General features: G+C 61.9%; 22 protein-coding genes. 10 read left to right on the top strand and 12 right to left on the bottom strand.

What is annotated here, in order from left to right; translation table 11 throughout:
• The first annotated feature begins 189 nt into the window (after positions 1-189).
• The gene (locus ACOZKU_RS09815; protein ID WP_421578716.1) at positions 190-948 is read left to right on the top strand and encodes a DUF1236 domain-containing protein; all 759 of its coding nucleotides are present in this window, start codon (positions 190-192) and stop codon (positions 946-948) included.
• 369 nt (positions 949-1,317) lie between these two features.
• Here the strand turns inward: ACOZKU_RS09815 and ACOZKU_RS09810 are convergent, their stop codons facing one another.
• Positions 1,318-2,190: a hypothetical protein gene (locus tag ACOZKU_RS09810; RefSeq protein ID WP_421578715.1), complete on the bottom strand. Its 873-nt coding sequence runs from the start codon at positions 2,188-2,190 to the stop codon at positions 1,318-1,320.
• A 266-nt stretch (positions 2,191-2,456) separates the two neighbouring features.
• Between ACOZKU_RS09810 and ACOZKU_RS09805 the strand changes: the two genes are divergently transcribed.
• Genes ACOZKU_RS09805 through ACOZKU_RS09790 form a run of 4 tightly spaced genes read left to right on the top strand, consistent with a single transcriptional unit; the run spans position 2,457 to position 4,406 of the window.
• A complete protein-coding gene (locus ACOZKU_RS09805; RefSeq protein WP_421578714.1) occupies positions 2,457-3,116 on the top strand; it encodes a DUF6766 family protein in 660 nt (219 codons plus the stop codon).
• A 35-nt stretch (positions 3,117-3,151) separates the two neighbouring features.
• Entirely contained in the window at positions 3,152-3,961 is an 810-nt protein-coding gene (gene nadE, locus ACOZKU_RS09800) for an ammonia-dependent NAD(+) synthetase (protein WP_421578713.1), read from the top strand.
• A gap of 48 nt (positions 3,962-4,009) precedes the next feature.
• Positions 4,010-4,222, top strand: a complete 213-nt coding sequence (locus tag ACOZKU_RS09795) for a hypothetical protein (protein ID WP_421578712.1) — start codon at positions 4,010-4,012, stop codon at positions 4,220-4,222.
• Positions 4,212-4,406: a hypothetical protein gene (locus ACOZKU_RS09790; protein WP_421578711.1), complete on the top strand. Its 195-nt coding sequence runs from the start codon at positions 4,212-4,214 to the stop codon at positions 4,404-4,406. Before ACOZKU_RS09795 ends, ACOZKU_RS09790 begins: the two co-directional genes overlap by 11 nt.
• A gap of 242 nt (positions 4,407-4,648) precedes the next feature.
• Here the strand turns inward: ACOZKU_RS09790 and ACOZKU_RS09785 are convergent, their stop codons facing one another.
• The 3 genes from ACOZKU_RS09785 to ACOZKU_RS09775 all read right to left on the bottom strand — a co-directional run bounded on the left by ACOZKU_RS09785 (position 4,649) and on the right by ACOZKU_RS09775 (position 6,224).
• Complete coding sequence (locus ACOZKU_RS09785) at positions 4,649-4,912, bottom strand: hypothetical protein (protein ID WP_421578710.1); 264 nt, start codon at positions 4,910-4,912, stop codon at positions 4,649-4,651.
• An 11-nt stretch (positions 4,913-4,923) separates the two neighbouring features.
• Positions 4,924-5,793 carry an SDR family oxidoreductase gene (locus ACOZKU_RS09780; RefSeq protein WP_421578709.1) on the bottom strand — a complete coding sequence of 290 codons (870 nt, stop codon included), beginning with the start codon at positions 5,791-5,793 and terminating at the stop codon, positions 4,924-4,926.
• Between the two features lie 179 nt (positions 5,794-5,972).
• Positions 5,973-6,224 carry a glycine zipper domain-containing protein gene (locus tag ACOZKU_RS09775; RefSeq protein WP_421578708.1) on the bottom strand — a complete coding sequence of 84 codons (252 nt, stop codon included), beginning with the start codon at positions 6,222-6,224 and terminating at the stop codon, positions 5,973-5,975.
• A gap of 356 nt (positions 6,225-6,580) precedes the next feature.
• On the opposite strand from ACOZKU_RS09775, the gene ACOZKU_RS09770 reads away from it, so the two are divergent.
• Both ACOZKU_RS09770 and ACOZKU_RS09765 read left to right on the top strand, forming a co-directional pair.
• Positions 6,581-7,756 carry a zinc-dependent alcohol dehydrogenase gene (locus ACOZKU_RS09770; protein ID WP_421578707.1) on the top strand — a complete coding sequence of 392 codons (1,176 nt, stop codon included), beginning with the start codon at positions 6,581-6,583 and terminating at the stop codon, positions 7,754-7,756.
• Positions 7,757-7,800: 44 nt separating this feature from the next.
• Positions 7,801-9,135, top strand: a complete 1,335-nt coding sequence (locus tag ACOZKU_RS09765) for an NAD(P)/FAD-dependent oxidoreductase (protein WP_421578706.1) — start codon at positions 7,801-7,803, stop codon at positions 9,133-9,135.
• Here the strand turns inward: ACOZKU_RS09765 and glgA are convergent.
• Both glgA and ACOZKU_RS09755 read right to left on the bottom strand, forming a co-directional pair.
• Positions 9,132-10,616 (bottom strand): glycogen synthase GlgA, encoded by a 1,485-nt coding sequence (gene glgA / locus ACOZKU_RS09760; RefSeq protein ID WP_421578705.1) that lies wholly within the window; start codon positions 10,614-10,616, stop codon positions 9,132-9,134. The genes ACOZKU_RS09765 and glgA overlap by 4 nt on opposite strands.
• A gap of 42 nt (positions 10,617-10,658) precedes the next feature.
• Entirely contained in the window at positions 10,659-10,901 is a 243-nt protein-coding gene (locus ACOZKU_RS09755; RefSeq protein ID WP_314089213.1) for a DUF2934 domain-containing protein, read from the bottom strand.
• Positions 10,902-11,412: 511 nt separating this feature from the next.
• On the opposite strand from ACOZKU_RS09755, the gene ACOZKU_RS09750 reads away from it, so the two are divergent.
• On the top strand, positions 11,413-11,676 hold the full coding sequence (locus ACOZKU_RS09750) for a TfoX/Sxy family DNA transformation protein (protein WP_421578704.1): 264 nt from the start codon (positions 11,413-11,415) through the stop codon (positions 11,674-11,676).
• Positions 11,677-11,814: 138 nt separating this feature from the next.
• On the opposite strand, the gene ACOZKU_RS09745 is transcribed toward ACOZKU_RS09750, so the two are convergent.
• The 4 genes from ACOZKU_RS09745 to ACOZKU_RS09730 form a co-directional block, all read right to left on the bottom strand.
• Positions 11,815-13,056: an MFS transporter gene (locus ACOZKU_RS09745; protein ID WP_421578703.1), complete on the bottom strand. Its 1,242-nt coding sequence runs from the start codon at positions 13,054-13,056 to the stop codon at positions 11,815-11,817.
• A 109-nt stretch (positions 13,057-13,165) separates the two neighbouring features.
• The gene (locus ACOZKU_RS09740; protein ID WP_421578702.1) at positions 13,166-13,936 is read right to left on the bottom strand and encodes a hypothetical protein; all 771 of its coding nucleotides are present in this window, start codon (positions 13,934-13,936) and stop codon (positions 13,166-13,168) included.
• On the bottom strand, positions 13,933-14,334 hold the full coding sequence (locus tag ACOZKU_RS09735; RefSeq protein ID WP_314089202.1) for a hypothetical protein: 402 nt from the start codon (positions 14,332-14,334) through the stop codon (positions 13,933-13,935). Before ACOZKU_RS09735 ends, ACOZKU_RS09740 begins: the two co-directional genes overlap by 4 nt.
• 358 nt (positions 14,335-14,692) lie before the next feature.
• The gene (locus ACOZKU_RS09730) at positions 14,693-14,845 is read right to left on the bottom strand and encodes a hypothetical protein (protein WP_314089200.1); all 153 of its coding nucleotides are present in this window, start codon (positions 14,843-14,845) and stop codon (positions 14,693-14,695) included.
• Positions 14,846-15,204: 359 nt separating this feature from the next.
• Between ACOZKU_RS09730 and ACOZKU_RS09725 the strand changes: the two genes are divergently transcribed.
• Both ACOZKU_RS09725 and ACOZKU_RS09720 read left to right on the top strand, forming a co-directional pair.
• Positions 15,205-15,882 carry a winged helix-turn-helix domain-containing protein gene (locus ACOZKU_RS09725; protein WP_421578701.1) on the top strand — a complete coding sequence of 226 codons (678 nt, stop codon included), beginning with the start codon at positions 15,205-15,207 and terminating at the stop codon, positions 15,880-15,882.
• Positions 15,883-15,976: 94 nt separating this feature from the next.
• A complete protein-coding gene (locus ACOZKU_RS09720; protein ID WP_421578700.1) occupies positions 15,977-17,269 on the top strand; it encodes a sensor histidine kinase in 1,293 nt (430 codons plus the stop codon).
• A 139-nt stretch (positions 17,270-17,408) separates the two neighbouring features.
• Here ACOZKU_RS09720 and ACOZKU_RS09715 read toward each other — a convergent pair whose 3' ends face one another.
• Both ACOZKU_RS09715 and ACOZKU_RS09710 read right to left on the bottom strand, forming a co-directional pair.
• Entirely contained in the window at positions 17,409-18,698 is a 1,290-nt protein-coding gene (locus ACOZKU_RS09715; RefSeq protein ID WP_421578699.1) for an amidohydrolase family protein, read from the bottom strand.
• On the bottom strand, positions 18,695-19,636 hold the full coding sequence (locus tag ACOZKU_RS09710; protein WP_421578698.1) for an ABC transporter permease: 942 nt from the start codon (positions 19,634-19,636) through the stop codon (positions 18,695-18,697). Before ACOZKU_RS09710 ends, ACOZKU_RS09715 begins: the two co-directional genes overlap by 4 nt.

The raw sequence follows: 19,636 nt of genomic DNA, 5'->3' as shown, positions 1-19,636 counted from the left end.
ACGCGCGAAAATCCGTTCCGTTCGCTTGGCAAGACTTTGGTCCGGTTCCTTTTTCTCATTGGTCGGCGATTTGCGCGGCAGAAGGCCGACGTCAGGAACAGCCTTCCCAACCTTCCGTTGGGGTGTGGTCCGGCGCCGATGGACGTTCCGGCGTTCATGGTGCCGTCCCCCCAACCAAGGAGAAAGATCATGAAGACCACTATGCGCAGAAACCTCGCCATTGTCTTCCTGAGCGGCACGACGGCTCTCGCTGGCCCGGTTTTCGCCCAGCAGGCCGATACGACCACCCCGCTGGTACAGGAAAGCCAGAGCCAGGGCTCGGCCGAGACGGGAGGTGGCGCCGGCGCCAACACCCAGGCTGAAACGTCCGGTAGCGGTGCCATGGAGCAGAATGCGGCCGAAAGCAGCGGTGTGGCAAGCGGCGACACCGAAACGCAGGCAAGCCAGAAACCTCTCGATACCGAGCAGGACGCCGCGCAGGCGGGCAACGGGACAGCAAAGACCGATCGCCAGACGACGGCGGAAGGCAAAAAGGCCAACCAGGACGGCACGACGACGGATAATGCCCAGTCGACCCCAGCCCAATCGACGACGGAAAGCGAGACGAAATCGCAATCGGCATCCGGCGCCTCGAATTCCGAGGAGACACAGGACGCCGCACAGTCGGATACGTCGAACGAGACGACCGCCAGCATCGATATCAGCGCGGAGCAGCGCACCGAAATCCACAACGTAATCGTGGAAAGCAAAGCCAAGCCGGTCGATATCGATATCGACGTCAATCTCGGCGTCGTCGTGCCGCGCACCGTCGAGTTGCTGCCCTTGCCGCCGCGGATCGTCAAGATCGTCCCGGCCTACAGGGCTTATAAATACATTCTCCTCGCCGACGGCAGGATCCTGATCGTCGAACCGTCGAGCCTGAAGATCGTCTACGTGATCACGGGATAACGGCTTTGAAACGAAACGGCGGCAATTCGCTTGCCGCCGCTTCGCTCCAGTGAAACGGCACTCATCCTATTCTTACCTATGACGGAGACAGACATGCGAAAAATCGTTTTGAACGAGCGGGTGACCCCGGTTTTCGCGTGGGGTTTCCCGTGGCCGTGATCGCGTTTTTCATGCTGACGATTACGGCTTATCTCGTGGCCCTGGATGTCCAGATCCCGCCGCCGCAGACGGGCACCTATCTCGCATCGGATCGATAAGGCAAACAGAAAGACCTTGATTTATGGTGCGTTTGGGAAGGTGCTCTGGAGTTAATCGAATAGGCGCCGTGTCCTTTCGAACACGGCGCCCCCGTGAGCAGCGATCGTCGTCTTACTCGTCGCGTTGGCGGCCACCGACTGCGGCAGCGGCAGAAGCCACGAAGGCACCGATCAGCAATGACAAGGCGCCGAGCAGGGCGACCGTCGCGGCGGACTTACGGGCTTCATCGGCAGCCTTGAGCGCCGCGTTCTTCGCGTCCTCAATCTGCTGCAACACTTGATCCACGCGTGCGCGAGCCTCTTCCGGAGAGATATTGGCGCGGGAAGCCACGATGGTCGCGATATAGGCGCGATCCGCTTCGACGACTTCCCCCTTGGCAGCACCCTGCACCAGGATGCGGGAGACTTCGGCGGTTGCTGCTGCGTTATCGGATTGCGCCCTCGCCGCCGCGTCCTGAGGACGGAGAAGCAGGTCCGTAAAATATCCAGTGGCAGGGTCGGGCGTCGCGTCGCTCTCCGCAGCCGTTGCAGCCGCACCGACCGTTGCGGTTGTGGCAACGGATGACGCCACCTGCACACCGCCGCCGACCAGTGAGGAAAATGCCGAGCCTGCCAGTCCGGCCACAACGACCGTCGCCAGTGCCCAACTCAAGAACCCGTGCGCGGTATCGCGAAAGAACACCTCATCAGTATGAACGCCTGCCCATTTCGTCCTTAGCCGTCCCGTCAGGTAGCCGCCGAGCGCCGAGGACAGCCATTGAACGATAACGAACCAGATCGCCGCCGTTACGCTGACGGTCGTGAAAGAAGCGCTTTCACCGCTCCAGGGCGAGACCATAGTAAGCCCGACGCCGGAGCCGAGAAGAAGGAGGATAAGGGTGATCGCGCAGGCCGCTGTCGCGCCGCCGATCACCGGCCCCCAGGTCAAAGCGGGGACATTGGATTCAACGCCGACGTCGGAGACGCCCGTCGTATAGTTGGCCATACCCGCCTCCTATCGCATGAACAGGACAAGCAGGATGACGATCGGCAGGGGAATACCCAGGAGCCAGAGAAGAATACCGCGACCCATTTTGAAATCTCCTTCATGTCGTGAACGCGTCGTGCGCGTGGAAGCAACAACTTCCGCATCGACATGATGTTCCCTGTCTTGGCTCCGTTCCGCTCAGATGGATATTTTTCGACGCGTCTGCCACGCGGAACATTGTCCAGTACAAGCGGTTTGCCGGGGACGATGGTGGGGAGTTCCGGATGAAGAAGGTGCTGAAAGACAATGGGCTGACGATCGTTCTGGTCGCGGCAACGATGGCAACCCTGCTCGGAATGCTGATGACCGGGATTTCTGTCTACAACGACGAATTGGTACAACATCACCAGCCTGCCATATCGCTGGCTACGTACGTGGCGAGCGCGCATTTTCTGTCCGCGCTGTTTGAGAATTGGGAAAGCGAGTTTCTGCAAATGTCGGCCTATGTCATGCTGACGGCCTTTCTCTTTCAGCGCGGCTCCGCCGAATCGAAGGATCCGGACGGCGGCGCGGGCGAGGAGGAGCCTGCAGGCCATGCCGGAGACCCGCAGGCGCCCCTTCCGACCCGGCTTGGGGGCGTGGTGGCCAGCCTTTATGCCTATTCGCTTGGGATCGTGCTCTTTATCCTCTTTCTCGTGAGCTTTGTGCTCCACCTTCGCCACAGTGCCGCCGCCCAGGCTATCGAGGCATCAAGCCACGGTCAGCCGGCGCCGACGACCTGGCAACATGCGGGAAGCGCCAGCTTCTGGTTTGAATCCTTCCAGAACTGGCAGTCCGAGTTCCTGTCGACGGCCATTCTCGTAATCCTCTCGATTTTCCTTCGCTTTCGAGGATCGCCGGAGTCAAAACCTGTTGCCGCCCCCCATTCCCAAACGGGAGGATAGGGGATGTCCACACGGGCTTCATGGAGTAATGGCAAGTGATAGAGCAATCAGCGATCATCAAGGCTCTCGGCGTCCGACCCGATTTCGACGCTGCGCATGAAATCGAAAAGCGCGTCGCGTTTCTCAAGACCTATCTCGTCGATAGCCGGCAGACAGCCTATGTGCTCGGCATCAGCGGAGGTGTCGATTCTCTCGCTGCGGGCCTGCTGGCCCAGCGCGCGGTGCGGGAGCTTCGTGAAGACGGGCGCGCCGCCAGCTTCATTGCGGTTCGCCTGCCCTACGGCGTCCAGGCGGACGAACATGATGCAAGCGATGCCGTCGCCGCCATCCGCCCGGACCGCATCATGACGGTGGACATCAAGCCGGCAGCCGACAGCCTGATGGCTGCCGTCCTTGCCGGCGGCACCGATCCCGTCCTGCGCCATCATTTCATTCTTGGGAACGTGAAGGCACGCCAGAGAATGGTGGCGCAATATGCGATCGCCGGAACCGCGTCCGGTCTCGTTATCGGAACCGACCATGCCGCCGAAGCGCTTATGGGTTTCTACACCAAGTTCGGCGACGGCGCCGCCGACGTCCTTCCCCTTGCCGGCCTTAACAAACGGCGTGTCCGCGCCGTGGCCGCCGCACTCGGCGCACCGGACCACCTTGTGTGGAAGGTACCAACGGCCGATCTTGAATCCGATGCGCCGCTGCGTCCCGACGAAGACGTCTACGGCGTGACCTATGACCAGATCGACGATTTCCTGGAGGGACGGTCCATCGAGCCGGCGGCAGCTGAACGAATCCTCTCGGCCTATAGATCGAACGCGCACAAACGTGCGCTTCCCGTTCCTGCGGGATGACGGAACATCGCGCGCTCCGCCGGGTTAGACTCCAAAAGGAGATCAGACATGGGTATTGACAAACCTCGGGACGGCGCGCCCGGAACGACCGACCAATCCCCCCGCTGGGAAGGCCCCGAAGCGACCCGGCCTCGCGGCTACCTTCCCGCCAAGGACGACCCCGACAGCACGCGTGACGCCGTCGGAGAGACGAACAAGGATCCTGAACGCAAACGTCCCTCCGACGCGCTGAAAGTGAAGGAACCGCCTCATGGAGAATAAGCGCGAAAAGACCGGCGCCTTCGCTCCGTCTCAAGCGGACCGCAAAGCCGATGGCGTCGTAAGCGCAAAGCCGACCGTCATCACGGGTTCCGAGGACGCCACGGCAAACCGGACTCCGCGCGGCAAGAAGCGGCAAAAGGACTGGGATGTCGGTTTCGACGACGAACAACCCGACCGGTCATGAGGTGACAATCGTGAAAAACGGCCCGCATACCTTCGGCAAAACGACGGAAGGCGGGACGCGTGCGTCCGTCGCAAAAACCGGACCGCGATGTCTCGAATCCCCAGCCGAGCACGTCGCCGGAAGGTAAGCGCCAAGAGTAAAAATAGAACGCCGGTCTGGCTCTGAGCAGACATACCGTCAATAGGCTGAGAGCGCCGTGCGTTCCATGCCAGGCATGGTTCGCCGGTTTCGTCTTGGCTTTCTCATCTCCCCGCAGCGGCGGCAAGCAATAGCAAGACTGCCACACCGACAACCTGCTTCCACGGCATCATGTGACCGCGGCGACGCCGCATCCCTACCCGCTCCCGCAGCGCGGCGATTTCAGCGCGCATCGCCGCGAGCTCGTCAAGCACCTTCTGATCGCTCGCCAGCCGGATGTCAGCAAGATGTCCCGCCTCTTCGATCTCCTGCAGGTATTCGCGCCATTGCGCATCACTCTCGAAACCATGCTTGCGGATGTCGGTCATTGTTTCCTCTTTCAGATCATGATCTCGCCGCCGGTGACGGGGATCACCGCCCCGGTCATGTAGCTGCCGAGATCGGAAGCGAGCAGGACGAAGGCACCTGCCAATTCCGCTGGCTGGCCGGCTCGACCGAGCAGGGTTTGCTTGCCGAAATCCTTCGTCTTGTCGGTCGGCATGGTGGAGGGAATGAGCGGCGTCCAGATCGGTCCCGGTGCGACGGCGTTCACGCGGATACCCTTGTCCGCCACCATTTCGGCGAGCCCCGCGGTGAAGTTCGAAATCGCCCCTTTTGTCGCCGCGTAGGCGAGAAGATGCGGCGATGGCTGGCGCGACTGGATCGATGTCGTGTTGATGATGGCACTACCCGGCCTCATGTGCGGGATAGCCGCACGGGACAGGAAGAAGGGCGCATAAATATTGGTTCGGAACGTTCGATCCCATTCATCGGCAGTAATATCGCCGATATCTGCATAGGTCCGCTGGAACGCGGCATTGTTCACGAGTATGTCGAGTTGGCCGAAGTTTTCGAGGCACTGACGTACGAGATGATGGCAGTGATCTTCACTGGTTATATCCCCGGGGAGCACGAGAGCCTTGCTACCCGCTTCCTCGACCCAGTGGGCGGTCTCATTGGCATCCTGATCCTCGCTGAGGTAGGAAATCGCGATGTCGGCGCCTTCGCGCGCAAAGGCGATGGCGACGGCCCTACCAATCCCGGAATCGGCTCCGGTTATCAGGGCTACTTTCCCTTTAAGCCTTTCGGAACCGACATAGGTCTCCTCTCCGTGATCCGGAACCGGCTTCATCGCGCCCGTCAAACCGGGTGGGGATTGTTCCTGCTCCGGTTGAGGGGGCATTGGACGGCGCGCATCACTTTCAGACATTGCGGTCTCCATCGACAATGGGCTTTCGCTTCGAACTCGGGCGCGCCGAAGATGTTCCTTCAAGCGACACGTGGACCGGCGGTCGAGCCGAGCAATCGTGACTGCGGAAAGTAAACGGTGGGGAGCGAGGCAGGCTGGCCCCGAAAACGCGTCCGGGGCCCACGCCTTTGAAGAGCGAGTTAGCAACGGTCGACGTATCGATTACCGTACTGATCCCTGTAGTAGCAGCGGCCCGGCTGATCCGCGACATTGCCGATCAGCGCCCCGGCTAAACCTCCGACCGCCGCGCCGACAGCGGCGCCGCGAACATTGCCGGTCGCAACCCCGCCCACCACGGCGCCAGTCGCCGCTCCAACGCCAGCTCCGCGCTCGGTTGCCGTACATGCGGCGAGAGACAACCCGACGCAGGCGATGAACATGATCTTCTTCATAGTAACCTCCCTGTCTAGACCCACTCAGAACCCCCATTCGACGCAATGGTTCCCGTTCGGATGAACCTGCTGTGATGGCAGGTGTGGAGGTTCGTGACGCCACATCGAGGATGCCGATGGGATCGGATCCCGAATGCCTGTTCTCCGGCGAAATCGCGGGAACAAAATGGCATGCGGCAGGTTAGCGAAGGACTGGTCGGCACTGCGCTGCTGTTACCGCCCTTGTCTGTCATGGTCGCGATCGACGTTCGCTGGCCGATATTTTCGATAAGTCTTCTATCTCTGTTCCCGGCCGCCACGACAAAGGTTCGCGCGCTCGGAACCCCGAAACACACTAAACGATACGGGAGAAGTCCATGAAAGCGCTATGCTGGCACGGTAAGAACGATATCCGGTGTGACAGCGTGCCGGATCCTCAAATCGAGGACGGCCGCGATGTCATCATCAAGATGACGGCCTGTGCCATTTGTGGCTCCGACCTTCACCTCATGGATGGCTATATCCCCTTCATGGAAAAGGGCGACATTCTCGGGCACGAATTCATGGGCGAGGTCGTGGAGGTCGGTCCGGACAACAACAAGCTCAAAGTCGGGGACCGTGTTGTCGTACCGTTCACCATCTGCTGCGGCGAATGCCAGCAGTGCAGAAAGGGCAACTGGTCGGTCTGCGAGCGCACCAACCGTACGGCGGAGAACGCAACCAAGGCGTTCGGCTACCCTACGGCGGGCCTGTTCGGCTATTCGCATCTGACCGGGGCCTATGCCGGCGGCCAGGCCGAGTTCGTGCGCGTCCCCTACGCCGATGTCTCACCGATCGTCATTCCCAACGGCATGACCGATGAGCAGGCTCTGTTCCTCGGCGACATCTTCCCGACTGGCTGGATGGCGGCGGCCAACTGCGAAATCGAGCCGACCGACATCGTTGCCATCTGGGGCTGCGGTCCTGTCGGCCAATTCTGCATCAAAAGCGCGCTTCTGCAGGGCGCGGCCCGGGTCATTGCGATCGACAACGTTCCGGAACGGCTGGCACTGGCGCAGGCCGCGGGAGCCGAGACCATCAATTTCGATGAGGTGGACGATACGATCCCGGACCACATCAAGGAAATGACCGGCGGGCACGGTGCCGATAAATGCATCGATGCCGTCGGCGCGGAATCCCATGCCACGGCATCTTTTGATGCCATCATCGACAAGGTGAAGGCTGCGACCCTGCTAGGAACTGATCGACCCCATGCGCTCCGCGCAGCCATCATGGCCTGCAGACCCGGAGGCATCGTCTCGGTCCCGGGCGTCTATGGGGGCTTCCTCGACAAGATCCCGTTTGGAGCCGCCATGAACAAAGGCCTGACGATCCGAACCGGCCAGACGCATGTCAACCGCTACTCTCGGGATCTGCTTCGCCGCATCGAAGAGGGTGAGATCGATCCGAGTTTCATCATCACCCACCGCGCAAAGCTGGAGGATGGACCCGGCCTCTATGAGGCGTTCCGGGATAAAAAGGATGGCTGCATCAAGGTCGTCCTCACGCCCTGAACATCTCGCCTCGTGCAGACGCCGGCCGAAAGGGAACCAACGTCATGTCACAAGCACACACTCATAGGGCCGCGGAGCCGCGGCCCAGGGTCGTTATTGTCGGTGCGGGTTTCGGAGGACTTGCCTGCGCAGGTGGTCTTGGCAACACCGACATCGATGTCACCGTTATCGATCGGCGCAACCATAATCTCTTCCAACCCCTGCTTTATCAGGTCGCAACCGCTGCATTGTCGCCAGCTGACATTGCTGAGCCCGTGCGGCGGACACTGGGCCGGTTTCGCAATATTCGGGTCATGCTGGGAGAGGTCGACGGCATCGATCCTGCTCAACACCGCATCGCGCTGAAGGATGGGGACTTCGTTGCCTACGACACGCTCGTGATCGCGACGGGCTCCGAATACAATTACTTCGGTAAGGACGAGTGGAAAGCCTACGCTCCCGGCCTCAAGACCATCCATGAGGCGCGATTGATCAGGCATCTGTTGCTGGCAGCCTTCGAGCGCGCAGAGCGTATCTCCGATCCGGTCGAGCGCCGCAGGCTTCTGACCTTCGTGATCATCGGTGGAGGACCGACCGGCGTCGAGATGGCGGGAGCGATCTCGGAATTGGCGCGCCACATGATCACCCGCGATTTCAGGACGATTGGCGAGAGCGACTTCGAGGTCGTTCTCATCGAGGCCGCGTCGCGCATCCTGACCGCGTTCCCGGACAAGCTTGCTGCCTATGCTCACCAATACCTGAATGGTATCGGCGTTCGCATCATCACGGACCGCCGGGTCACCGCCCTTGATGGTCGCTCGGTTTTCCTCGATGGCGAAAGGATCGACACAGGATGTGTGATCTGGGGCGCCGGTGTTCGCGCCTCGCCGGTCGCGGAATGGCTTGGCCTTGCCGGTGGCAGCCAGGGACGGATACCGGTCGAGAGCGACCTGTCCGTGAAAGGTTATCCCGATATCTATGCCATCGGCGACACCGCGCTCGCTCTGGATGAGCACGGCGCAGCGCTCCCGGCATTAGCACAGGTCGCCAAACAGCAGGGTGTCTACCTGGCGCGCAAGATCAGGAAGGAGTTCGCCGGGTCACGCGAGGCCGCGCCATTCCGATTTCACAATCGCGGCAACACCGCCGTGATCGGCCGAAACGCCGCGATCTTCGATTTTGGAAAATGGACACTGAAAGGCCGACTTGCCTGGTTCCTGTGGGCGTTCGTGCACGTCTACCTGCTGATCAACTTCGAGAAGCGCCTGCTTGTCACCGTTCAGTGGGTGTCCCGCTATTTTACAAGACAGCGCGGAGCCCGGATAATCGACGAGGACCATCTTCGCGCGGGAGCCGAAGCGGCAAACGCGGAGGCGAGCAAACCGAGATCTGAGCGCTAGGCGTGGTCCGCCGGGGCTGGCGCCGAACCGCCTGTCGACTGGCGCCAGGCCGTCCAGACTGCTTCGAACAATTGGGCATACTGCGCGGCGCTCCGCTCCCATGAGAAGTCGGCCTTCATCGCCTGTCGTTGCAGGCCGGACCAAGCATCTCGGTCAGAGTATGCTTCGCATGCCCGCCGGACTGCCTCGCGAAAGCTGTGTGGCTCAACGGGATGAAACTGGAAGCCTGTCGCGACTTCCCGTGCCATCGCGGCCTCGTTGGCGTCGATGATGGTCTCGGAGAGCCCACCGGTGCGACCGACGAGAGGGATGGCCCCATATCGCATGGCATATAGCTGCGTCAGGCCACAGGGTTCAAATCGCGACGGTTGGATAAGAATATCAGCCCCCGAAACGATCAGATGGGCCAAGTCCTCGCTATAGCCGACGTGCAAGCCGATACGGTCATGATGGCGTTCCGCACAAATATGCAGAGTTTCCTCAATCGCACGGTCCCCCTGCCCGCAGATCACAAGATGTCCCCCATGCGCGACGATCTCATCTGCTGCTTCCGGCAGCATGTCCGCGCCCTTTTGCCATGTAAGGCGAGTCAGCGCTGCAAAGAGAGGTCCTCCGTGATCAGGTAAACGGAAACGATCCAGTAGCGTGGCACGGTTCTGTTGGCGACGTGCCAGCGACCGAGCGTCATATGTCATTGGAATATGCGGATCGGCCGCCGGATTCCAGACATCGGCATCGATTCCATTGACAATTCCGTAAAGCGCCGACCGACGCGCCTGCAAGACTCCATCCAGCCCCATACCCAACTCTGCTGAAAGGATTTCCCTCGCATAGGTGGGGCTGACGGTCGTCACGATGTCCGAGCAGGTGATGCCACCTTTCAAAAAACCGATGCCGCCATAATATTCGAGGCAATCGACGTCGAGGGCGGAGGTCGGCAGCTCAAGTCGCGGCGCGATATCGAAGGCGAATTGCCCCTGAAAAGCGAGATTGTGGATCGTGCACACGACGGGCAGCGTGCTTGCGTATCTGTATCGAAGGTAAACCGGGAGAAGTGCCGCCTGCCAGTCATGGACGTGAACGAGGTGGATCTTCAGATCCGGCAGTTCACCAAGGCCAATCCTGGCACCTGCAAGAGAAAGAACAGCAAAGCGCAGCCAGTTGTCGGGGTGATCGCGCGCATGCTTATCGAGATAGGGGCCTCCGGCCCGATCAAACAGCTCGGGGACTTCGAGGACAAGCAGGTCGAGGCCTTCGGTCTGCGCGCGCGTTACAACCGCGGTGTGGCCGAGCACCGCCTCGAGACGGCCGACTTCTTTTCTGTGCGGGAGTTGTGCCAGAACCTGAGGATAGCCCGGCACGAGCGACAGAACCCTGACGCCTTGGGTCGCCAACGCCTTGGGGAGCGCTCCGGCTACGTCAGCCAGCCCACCCGTCTTTATAAGCGGATAAATCTCGGACACGACAGAAAGAACGTGCATTGTCGGAAGGTGGAACTCCGTTGTACGTCGCCGTGTGGCTGGTCAGGCCGAAATCACCCGGTGCGGGCTCGCATCGCGGCGCTTCTGCTTACGGGAGGAGAGAACAACGCGCGATACGGCAAGAGGCACCACCGCCGCTGTCTTTCGATTTCCGGTTTTCTGCATACGGACTTGCACGCGTGTAAGCGCCATTTGCCAGTGCTCGCGATCCTGCCCGTCAGGCCGGCCCGCCGATTCCCAAATAAGATAAGCTTCAGTGCGCACAAGCTCTTCAAAATCGACCATGACATGTCCCTCGCTCGCTGGCGCGTTTTATCCGGATCGGGGCCCTGCCCCTTCGCGGATTGGTTTCAACATCTAACCAGATGCGAGCGCGTTTGTTCCTGGCATTTCGGTTCCGGCCCACCTTCAGTCTCTCCGTCTGAAGACTCGTGGCAGGGGGCCGCTCACCCGGAGCACGGGCCGAGCAAGCAGCCACAAAGGCCGCCGGTCAACAAAAAGAGTGCCTGCCTGCCGGAGGGACCTCATGGCCGGCGCTTGCTAATCAGGCGAAAGGGGATGTGTTTTACATCATATCCACTCATAGCAGCTCCTTACAATTCCACCTACGGCTCTGTCGCTAGACAACTGTAATTTATATTCTTTTTGAGAAAGCGGATCATTCGCGACAACATAACCGATGATATGAAAGCGGAAGACGTATCGGGGCGGATGTGAGGCTCTGTAACGCTTCGATCGCCACTTTCTCACTGACAGGATGCCGTCGGTTGGCCTATGGTACTCCGGAGGAGCACCGATGAACCGACTTGAAGAGCTGCCGAATATCGGACCCTATCTCGCCGCGCGGCTGGTCGAGATCGACATTACGACACCCGCGGCCTTGCGTGAGCTTGGCGCGGTGGAAGCTTACACGCGTCTCAAATTCCGGTTTTCGAAGGCGATCACGCTTCATGCGCTCTGGGCAATGGATGCGGCTCTTTCCGGCATCGACTGGCGCCACCTGCCGGACACGCGCAAACAGGCGTTGAAAGCCCGTCTCACGGGCCATCAGGGCGAATAGGTTTTGCGATCTGTCAGCCCGATAGCGACCGTGGGCCTATCTCATTTTTAGAGTAGGACGCGGCAGATGTTGCGGAAACTTCGCAACGTTACAGCATTTCATGCTGCGCGGTGGACAACATCGGAGTTATTGCGGCTTTCACCGCGCCATTGCCGCATGCCTTCGCTGGCGCAGTTTCGGCCAGAGTATCAGCCCGCTCACCAAAACCAGATTCACGAGATTCCAAAAGAAGCCATGCAGGAAGGCCAGGCGGTAGGATCCGGTCGCATCGAAGATATAGCCGGCGGCCAGGCCGCCGCAGGCCATGCCGAGCACGGTTGCCATCAGCACCAGGCTGATGCGGATGCCGGCCTCGCGCGGCGGCAGGAACTGGCGAATGATCACCGCATACATCGGTACGATGCCGCCCTGGAAAAGGCCGAACAGGCCGGAGATCACATAGAGCGAGGACTGGCTGTCGAAGAACAGATAGAGCAGTAGCGCCGCAGCCTGCATGGAGGATCCGAGGATCAGCATCGGGCCGGCCCCGATGCGGTCCGCGACCACGCCTGAGGCAAGGCGGCTGACGACGCCGAGGCCGAGCATCAAGGAAACGATCTGCGTGCCGACGGCGACCCCGTAGCCGAGGTCACCGCAATAGGCGACGATATGGACCTGCGGCATCGACATGGCCATGCAGCAGGCAAAGCCCGCGACGACGAGAATGCCCTGCAGCACGTTCGGCTTGAGGCCGAGCTCGCTGCGCGCCGCTTCAGTCGCGGTTTCCGCCTCGACATAGGCGGCGGTTTCGAGCCGCCTTCTCAGCAGAAGGCCGATCGGCACCATCACCAGCGGGACGAACAGCCCGATGCCGATATGGGTGGCGCGCCAGCCCTGCGTCGTCTGGAAATGCTCGACGACCAGCGGCCACACTGTGCCGGAGAGATAGCTGCCGGAGGCGGCGAAGGTAACGGCAAGCGCACGCCGCTTGCGGAACCAGTGGGAAAGGTCGGAGATCAACGGCGAGAAGCCGGCGGCCGAGCCGAGGCCGATCACGGCCGAAATCGCGGAAAACTGCCAGATATTGCTGGTGAAGGCCGCCGCCACATAGCCGATACCCAGCAGAGCCGCACCGATCAGCACCGGCACGACGATGCCCGCCCGGTCGGCCAGCCGCCCCATCGCCACGCCACCCAGCGCAAAGCCCAGCATGGTGGACGTATAGGGCAAGGAGGCGCCGCCGCGCAGCGTGTCGAATTCCAGCTGAAGGGTTGGCAGCACCACCACGACGGACCAATTGCCGACGCAGGCGACAGTGCCGAGAACAAGCGTGAGCACCAGCCGCAGCCAGGCATAACCTGAATCGACGCCGCCGGCTTGAGGGGGAGTAAAGGTGCTCATTCTCGCTTCCGAACCTGTCGTGCCTGCCTGTCTTCACCGCGGATTGCACACTATGTTCCCGCGTTGCCGTCAAGAGGCAGGGACGCCATTTCACCCATTCCAAGGAATATCAGCGCGCATAATCCCGATCAGTGCGGCCGACACTCATCAAGGCGACGATCCCTGCGATCGCAGCTAGGAAAAGGGCGCTGGTGATGACGGTGCCCAGACCCAGCCCGCCATATCGGATCGGTTGCGACAGCAGATCCCCGAAGGAAGCGCCGAGCGGACGGGTGAAGATATAGACCAGCCAGAATCCCAGGACCGCATCGAGCCCCATCAGGAAGTAACCGGCCGTAAGCGAGGCGATGATCATGCCGAACAGGATGCCGGTCGCAAGGTAGCCGAGGCCGAACTGTTCCGCCACCAGATCGCCCGCCGCCGTACCGAGGGCGAAGGTGAACAGGATCGCCAGCCAGTAATAGACCTCCCGCCGGGTCGTGAAGATCGCATGGATCGAAAGCGTGCTCTCGGACCGGAACCAGAGCAGGAAGGTCACGGCGAGCGCGACGGTGAAGAGGATCGTCGTGGCGATGAGCGGCACGCCGAAATTGTCCACCAGATTGTCGGTGACCAGCGTGCCGACGATGCTGATCAGCACGACAGCCAGCCAGTAGCTCCAGGGTACATAGCGTTTCTGCCGGAATTGCAGAACCAATGCTACCGCCAGTACCGCCGTCATGATCAAGGATGTCGCCGTCAGGCCGAAGCCGAGATTGACCGCGAGATAGTCGGCGGCGGTCTCTCCCATGGTGACGGCCATAAGTTTGATCAACCAGAAATTCAGGGTCACCTCCGGCACGCGGTTCGTGGCGAGGGATGTCTCATGTGTCGGGCTCATTTCGCCACCGCCTTTTCGTCCGCCAAAGCGGCCAGCAACGCTGCGAGGGTTTCATTGACTGCGGCCGGATCGGGGGTCTTGGCGCGAAGCGCCGACAACGCGGCATCGGCCGCCTCGTCGATCGTGCCCCAGCGGGCGGGGTCCATGGGTCTCAGCCCCGCCTCGGCCTGGTCCCAGGCGATCTCGAAATCCTTGATCCGTGTCTTCGCACCGGGCAGGTCGCCCATGCCGGCAATCTTCTGCACATCCACCACGATGGAGTTGAATGCCGAGAGATCGCCCAGACCGGCGACAGAGACGCCTGCGGCGGCGTTCGCCCGGTTCTGATAGAGCTGGAAGCCCGTAAAGGCGGCGACAGGCACGGCGATGAGGACCGTGGCCAGAAGAAACTGTTTCATGATGGTGCTCCGACGAGGAAGGATGTCTGCTTCCGCCCGTTGTGAGCGCACAAGCATGCAGCCGGATTTCAGGAAGCTTACAGATATGTAATGCGGGGGAAGCCTTGCGCCGCCCCCGCATCGTTAGGGCGATGAGAGCGGCCATCGACGCGAAGCAGACAGCGAGGCACTCTGCGTGCCGAGATCGAAACCTCCCTTTGCCAGCGGCTTGGTGAGGAGATCGCCGACGTCGCGCCGAACGGCCGCGTGAAGATGAAGGCGATCCAGAACAGCGCTGCGTCGTTCACCGCGTGGGTGTAATGAAGCACGATCACGACAGCGATGACGGCAGTGCAGACCGCGGCGGCGGCGAGATAGCCTAGCGACAGGTGTTGACGAGGAAATCGCCATAAGCTGTGCCCAGGCTGTTGGAAAACAGCACCGCAACCCAGAACATCGCCTCGGCCTGCCGATGCCTGATGCCGTCGATGGAGAGGGTTCCCTCCCGCCGGCGCCAGACGGCCAGCGCCACGAGCAGCCCCGAGCAGGAGCACGGAGCCGCTGGCGTAAACCCAGTCCGAGGGTCCGGTCCATCGAAGGCCCGGTCCCGGTGCTTCGGGGCAGGGTTTGGGCTATCGGAAGACGAGCGTTATGCGGGTCTGGACCGAGGGGGCGCAGGGCGCGGCAGGCGCAAGCGGCCTACGCCGGGATGGAAAGCTATTTCATAATTTCTCCGGCGGGGCGACATGCCCGGCCCGGGCGACCTAGAGGCCGGCCATTCAGCCAGCTTTCAACTGGATTACAGATTTGTATAGTGGGCGAGAACCGGGCGTTAAGCTGTCTTCCTATCCTGGGAACCGTCCTTCATGCTCCGAGCCACCGAAAGCACCCATGCGTATCCTGCTGATCGAGGATGATCCTTCCGTCTCCGCCTATGTGGCGCGCGGCCTTTGTGAGCAGGGCCATGTCTGCGATGTGCTGGCGGAGGGCACCGACGGTCTGTTCCAGGCGACCCGCGAGAGCTATGACGTGCTGGTGATCGACCGGATGCTGCCGGGGCTGGACGGGCTGTCGCTCGTGCGGGCCTTGCGTGCTGCGGGCCGCAAGACGCCGGTCCTGTTCCTGACGGCGCTCGGCGGCATCGACGATCGTGTCGACGGGCTGGAGGCCGGCGCCGACGACTACCTGATCAAGCCCTTCGCCTTTGCCGAGCTGATGGCGCGCGTCAACGCGCTCGCCCGCCGCCCGCCGGTGCAGGAGGTGAAGACCGTGCTGCGCGTCGCCGATCTGGAGCTTGACTTGATGCGCCGGACCGCCACCCGCGCCGGCCAGCCGATCGACCTCCTGCCTCGCGAATTCACGCTGCTGGAAGTGCTGATGCGCAACGAAGGACGAGTGGTGACGCGCACCATGCTTTTGGAGCGGGTCTGGGATTTCCACTTCGATCCCAAGACCTCCGTGGTGGAAACGCATGTCAGCCGCCTGCGCGCCAAGATCGACAAACCCTTCGAGACCGCCCTTTTGCATACGGTCAAAAACATGGGCTATTCGCTCTATGCGGCCCGTTGACCTGTGGCGGCACAGTTCGTTCCGGCTCGCATTGGGCTTGACGCTGCTCGTTCTGACCACATTGTTGCTTGCCGGCGCTGTCGGCTACGGCCTCATGCGCGAGCGGCTGTCGGCGCGGCAGGATGCGCGCGTGACCGAGATCTTCACGGCCATCGCCCGCACGAGCCTGCTGGACGACCGGACCGACCTCATCGAAGCCGTCACCACCCGCATCGACGCCAGTCCTGACCGATCGACCGTCTATCTGCTGACGGACGACAAGGGGCAAGTCCTTGCGGGTAATATCACGGACGCGGCCCTGCCGCTCGGCTGGTCCACCATTGCCGCCGCAGAGCTGGGCATTCCCGCCGATGCGCTCTACCGAATGTTTTCAGGTCCGGCGGGGCAATATAGCCTTGCTGTCGGTCTGGACGACGCCGATCAGGAGGCGCTGGAGAACATCGTCCTCGGCGCCTTCGGCTGGGCTGCCCTCGTCGCCGGGCTGGCGACCGTTGCGGCGGGCGCGATCCTTGCCACGCGGGTCCAGAGCCGGCTGTCCAGTGCCGAGGCCGCCGTCGCCCTGGTGGCGCATGGCGATCTGTCCGCGCGTCTGCCGGTTTCGGGGCGCGGCGACGATCTCGATCGCATCTCCACGGCGATCAATGTCAGCCTCGTCAGGCTGGAAGGCTCGGTCGAGGCGATGCGGCAGGTCAGCGCCGATATCGCCCATGACCTGCGCACACCCCTCAACCGGCTGCGGATCCGCATCGAGAACGCGGCCGCCAGGCTTGCGGACGGTCTTCCCGCCCAAGACGACCTGGCGGAGGCGATCGCCGAGAGCGACAGGATCAACGAGACATTCTCCGCGCTGCTGCGCATCGCCCAGATCGAGACCGGCGCGCGGCGCGCGCAATTCGTGGCGGTGGATCTCGCCGCGCTGATGCGGACCATGGCGGAGATTTATGCCGATGTGGCTGCCGATGCGGGCCAAACCCTGCATCCCGATATCGCCGGCCCGGCCCGGGTTGACGGCGACAAGGAACTGCTGACGCAAGCACTGGCAAACCTCATCGAAAACGCGATCCGCCATTGCCCGCCCGGCACCACGATCACCTGCGCAGTTCAGCGGAATGCCGACCGGATCAGCGCATCCGTGCGCGACACCGGACCCGGCATTCCCGTGGCCGAGCGGGAGAAGGTCCTGCGCCGCCTCTACCGGCTCGAAAAAAGCCGGAGCACGGAGGGCAGCGGGCTGGGGCTCGCGCTGGTGAAGGCGGTGGCCGACCTGCACGACGCCGATCTTTTGTTGGCGGATGCGGAGCCGGGACTACGGGTAGCGCTTCTTTTTAGGAGAAATGTTCGACCGTCCGGAGCAATGGCCGGAAATATGGTGACGCCCGACGAATAGAAGCAAGCTGCCGGATAGAGCGACGTCCAATCTCCTAGAACGGCCATCGGCCGGCTGGTATGTGCATCGCAATGACAGGCGCGGTGATACAGGCAGCCCTTCCTCTACCAGCGTCGCCGCCATCATCAGCCTACTCCTATTATCCCTGCGGCGGCAGGACATGGCGTCGATTTATCGTCGCTGGACGTCCTTTGATGACAAGGGCGGTGTCACGCTTTTCGCGTTCGGCCACGACCTTGCCCTTCGCCACGACGCACAATCGCTCGGCGCGCAGGCGCACCGCCTCAATGGGATTGCCCGCATCAAGCACGACGAGGCTCGCCGTCTTGCCCACGGCAAGGCCGAGATGATCGAGCCCCATGATCCCGGCATTGACCTTCGTGACCATATCGAAGCAGGTCCGCATATCGGCCGGCGAGGACATTTGCGCGACGTGCAGGCCCATAAAGGCGACGTCGAGCATGTCGGCGGTGCCGAGCGAATACCAGGGATCGAGCACACAATCCTGGCCCCAGCCGACGCGGATGCCCGCTTTCAGCATCTCCGGCACACGCGTCATCCCACGACGCTTGGGATAGCTGTCGTGCCGGCCTTGCAGCATGATGTTGATCAGCGGGTTGGGAATGGCCGAGACCCCGGCTTCCGCGATCAGCGGCAAGAGCTTCGAGACGTAGTAATTGTCCATCGAATGCATCGAGGTCAAATGCGAGCCGGCCACGCGGCCGTGCAGGCCGAGCCGCTGGCTCTCATAGGCAAGCTGTTCGATATGACGCGAATGCGGATCATCGGTCTCGTCGCAATGCAAGTCGACCATCAGGCCGCGCTCGGCCGCGATCTCGCAGAGTTCCGTGACGGAGCGTCTTCCGTCCTCCATAGTGCGCTCGAAATGCGGAATGCCACCGACGACATCGACACCCAGATCAAGGGCGCGGATGGTGTTTTCCCGCGCATTCGGGGAGCGGTAGAGACCATCCTGCGGAAAGGCGACGAGCTGGAGGTCGATATAGGGCGCAATTTCCTTCTTCACCTCAAGCAACGCCTCCACGGCCAGAAGCCGGTCGTCGCAGGTGTCGACATGGGTGCGGATGGCGAGCAGGCCCATCGAGACAGCCCAGTCGCAATAGGCGAGCGCCCGCTCCTTGACGGCTTCATGGGTCAGCAGCGGCTTCAATTCACCCCAGAGGGCGATGCCTTCCAGCAACGTACCCGAGGCATTGATGCGCGGCAGGCCGTAGGAAAGCGTCGCGTCCATATGGAAATGCGGGTCGATGAAGGGCTGGCTGACCAGATTGCCGGCGGCGTCGACGGTGCGCCCCGCTTCGGCCTCGATGCGCGGCTCGATCGAGGCGATCCTGTCGCCCTTGATGCCGATGTCGGCCACGGTTCCATCGGGCAGCGTACCGCCCTTTACGATCAGGTCGAAACTCATCTTTCGCCTTTCTGGTAGGGGATCATCAAAGCTTTGGGATAGGTGGCGCGGCGCGCGACCAGGATCAGCGCCAGAATGGACAGCGCATAGGGCATCATCAGGAAAACCTGGTACGGGACAATGCCGCCGGAAATCTGCTGCAGGCGCACCTGATAGGCGTCGAAGGCGGCAAACAGAATGGCGCCGATAAGCGCCTTGCCCGGTCGCCAGGACCCGAAGACGACGAGCGCGATGCAGATCCAGCCCCGCCCGTTGATCATCTGGAAAAAGAACGAGTTGAAGGCGGAGGTGGTGAGGAAGGCTCCCCCGATCGCCATCAACGCGCTGCCTGCGACGACGGCGCCCATGCGGATGCCGGTCACGGAAATGCCCTGCGCCTCGACCGCGGAGGGATTTTCACCGGCAGCCCGCACCGCAAGCCCGACAGGCGTGCGATAGAGAATCCAGGCCACGGCGGCGACCGTGAAGAAGGCGAGATAGGTGAGCGGCGTCTGCGTGAACAGCGCTTCGCCGATGACGGGGATATTCGACAGGCCGGGGATCGGCAACGGCTGGAACGGCTCGATCTTCGGCGGCGAGGTCACTTCCGGCAAGAGCAGGCGATAGGTGAAATAGGTGAGACTGGTGGCAAGCAGTGTCACGCCAATGCCAACCACATGCTGCGACAGGCCGAGCGGAACGGTCAGCGTGGCCTGCAGGAGGCCAAGCAGGGCACCGACAAGAGCGGCAACCGCGATGCCGGTCCACAGGTCGCCGCCGGCATAGACGGTGAACCAGCCGGCAAACGCGCCCGCCGTCATGATGCCCTCGATACCGAGATTGAGAACGCCGGCGCGTTCGCAGATCAGCTCGCCCATGGTAGCGAAGATCAGCGGCGACGCGATGCGGATGGCGGCAACCCAGAAGGAGGCGGTGAAAAGGATGTCCAGCGCGTCCAT

The organism is Shinella sp. M31, assembly GCF_049199205.1.
In the GTDB taxonomy this organism is placed as follows: domain Bacteria; phylum Pseudomonadota; class Alphaproteobacteria; order Rhizobiales; family Rhizobiaceae; genus Shinella.
The sequence above is the reverse complement of the archived record's forward strand: the minus strand, read 5'-3'. Positions and strand labels throughout refer to the sequence as shown.

What these genes read in the sequence shown, in the direction of transcription:
- ACOZKU_RS09815 (WP_421578716.1), top strand. Translation starts at nt 190, where the DNA reads ATGAAGACCACTATGCGCAGAAACCTCGCCATTGTCTTCCTGAGCGGC.
- ACOZKU_RS09810 (WP_421578715.1), bottom strand. Translation starts at nt 2,190, where the DNA reads ATGGCCAACTATACGACGGGCGTCTCCGACGTCGGCGTTGAATCCAAT.
- ACOZKU_RS09805 (WP_421578714.1), top strand. Translation starts at nt 2,457, where the DNA reads ATGAAGAAGGTGCTGAAAGACAATGGGCTGACGATCGTTCTGGTCGCG.
- ACOZKU_RS09795 (WP_421578712.1), top strand. Translation starts at nt 4,010, where the DNA reads ATGGGTATTGACAAACCTCGGGACGGCGCGCCCGGAACGACCGACCAA.
- ACOZKU_RS09790 (WP_421578711.1), top strand. Translation starts at nt 4,212, where the DNA reads ATGGAGAATAAGCGCGAAAAGACCGGCGCCTTCGCTCCGTCTCAAGCG.
- ACOZKU_RS09785 (WP_421578710.1), bottom strand. Translation starts at nt 4,912, where the DNA reads ATGACCGACATCCGCAAGCATGGTTTCGAGAGTGATGCGCAATGGCGC.
- ACOZKU_RS09780 (WP_421578709.1), bottom strand. Translation starts at nt 5,793, where the DNA reads ATGTCTGAAAGTGATGCGCGCCGTCCAATGCCCCCTCAACCGGAGCAG.
- ACOZKU_RS09775 (WP_421578708.1), bottom strand. Translation starts at nt 6,224, where the DNA reads ATGAAGAAGATCATGTTCATCGCCTGCGTCGGGTTGTCTCTCGCCGCA.
- ACOZKU_RS09770 (WP_421578707.1), top strand. Translation starts at nt 6,581, where the DNA reads ATGAAAGCGCTATGCTGGCACGGTAAGAACGATATCCGGTGTGACAGC.
- ACOZKU_RS09765 (WP_421578706.1), top strand. Translation starts at nt 7,801, where the DNA reads ATGTCACAAGCACACACTCATAGGGCCGCGGAGCCGCGGCCCAGGGTC.
- glgA (WP_421578705.1), bottom strand. Translation starts at nt 10,616, where the DNA reads ATGCACGTTCTTTCTGTCGTGTCCGAGATTTATCCGCTTATAAAGACG.
- ACOZKU_RS09755 (WP_314089213.1), bottom strand. Translation starts at nt 10,901, where the DNA reads ATGGTCGATTTTGAAGAGCTTGTGCGCACTGAAGCTTATCTTATTTGG.
- ACOZKU_RS09750 (WP_421578704.1), top strand. Translation starts at nt 11,413, where the DNA reads ATGAACCGACTTGAAGAGCTGCCGAATATCGGACCCTATCTCGCCGCG.
- ACOZKU_RS09745 (WP_421578703.1), bottom strand. Translation starts at nt 13,056, where the DNA reads ATGAGCACCTTTACTCCCCCTCAAGCCGGCGGCGTCGATTCAGGTTAT.
- ACOZKU_RS09740 (WP_421578702.1), bottom strand. Translation starts at nt 13,936, where the DNA reads ATGAGCCCGACACATGAGACATCCCTCGCCACGAACCGCGTGCCGGAG.
- ACOZKU_RS09735 (WP_314089202.1), bottom strand. Translation starts at nt 14,334, where the DNA reads ATGAAACAGTTTCTTCTGGCCACGGTCCTCATCGCCGTGCCTGTCGCC.
- ACOZKU_RS09725 (WP_421578701.1), top strand. Translation starts at nt 15,205, where the DNA reads ATGCGTATCCTGCTGATCGAGGATGATCCTTCCGTCTCCGCCTATGTG.
- ACOZKU_RS09720 (WP_421578700.1), top strand. Translation starts at nt 15,977, where the DNA reads ATGCGCGAGCGGCTGTCGGCGCGGCAGGATGCGCGCGTGACCGAGATC.
- ACOZKU_RS09715 (WP_421578699.1), bottom strand. Translation starts at nt 18,698, where the DNA reads ATGAGTTTCGACCTGATCGTAAAGGGCGGTACGCTGCCCGATGGAACC.
- ACOZKU_RS09710 (WP_421578698.1), bottom strand. Translation starts at nt 19,636, where the DNA reads ATGGACGCGCTGGACATCCTTTTCACCGCCTCCTTCTGGGTTGCCGCC.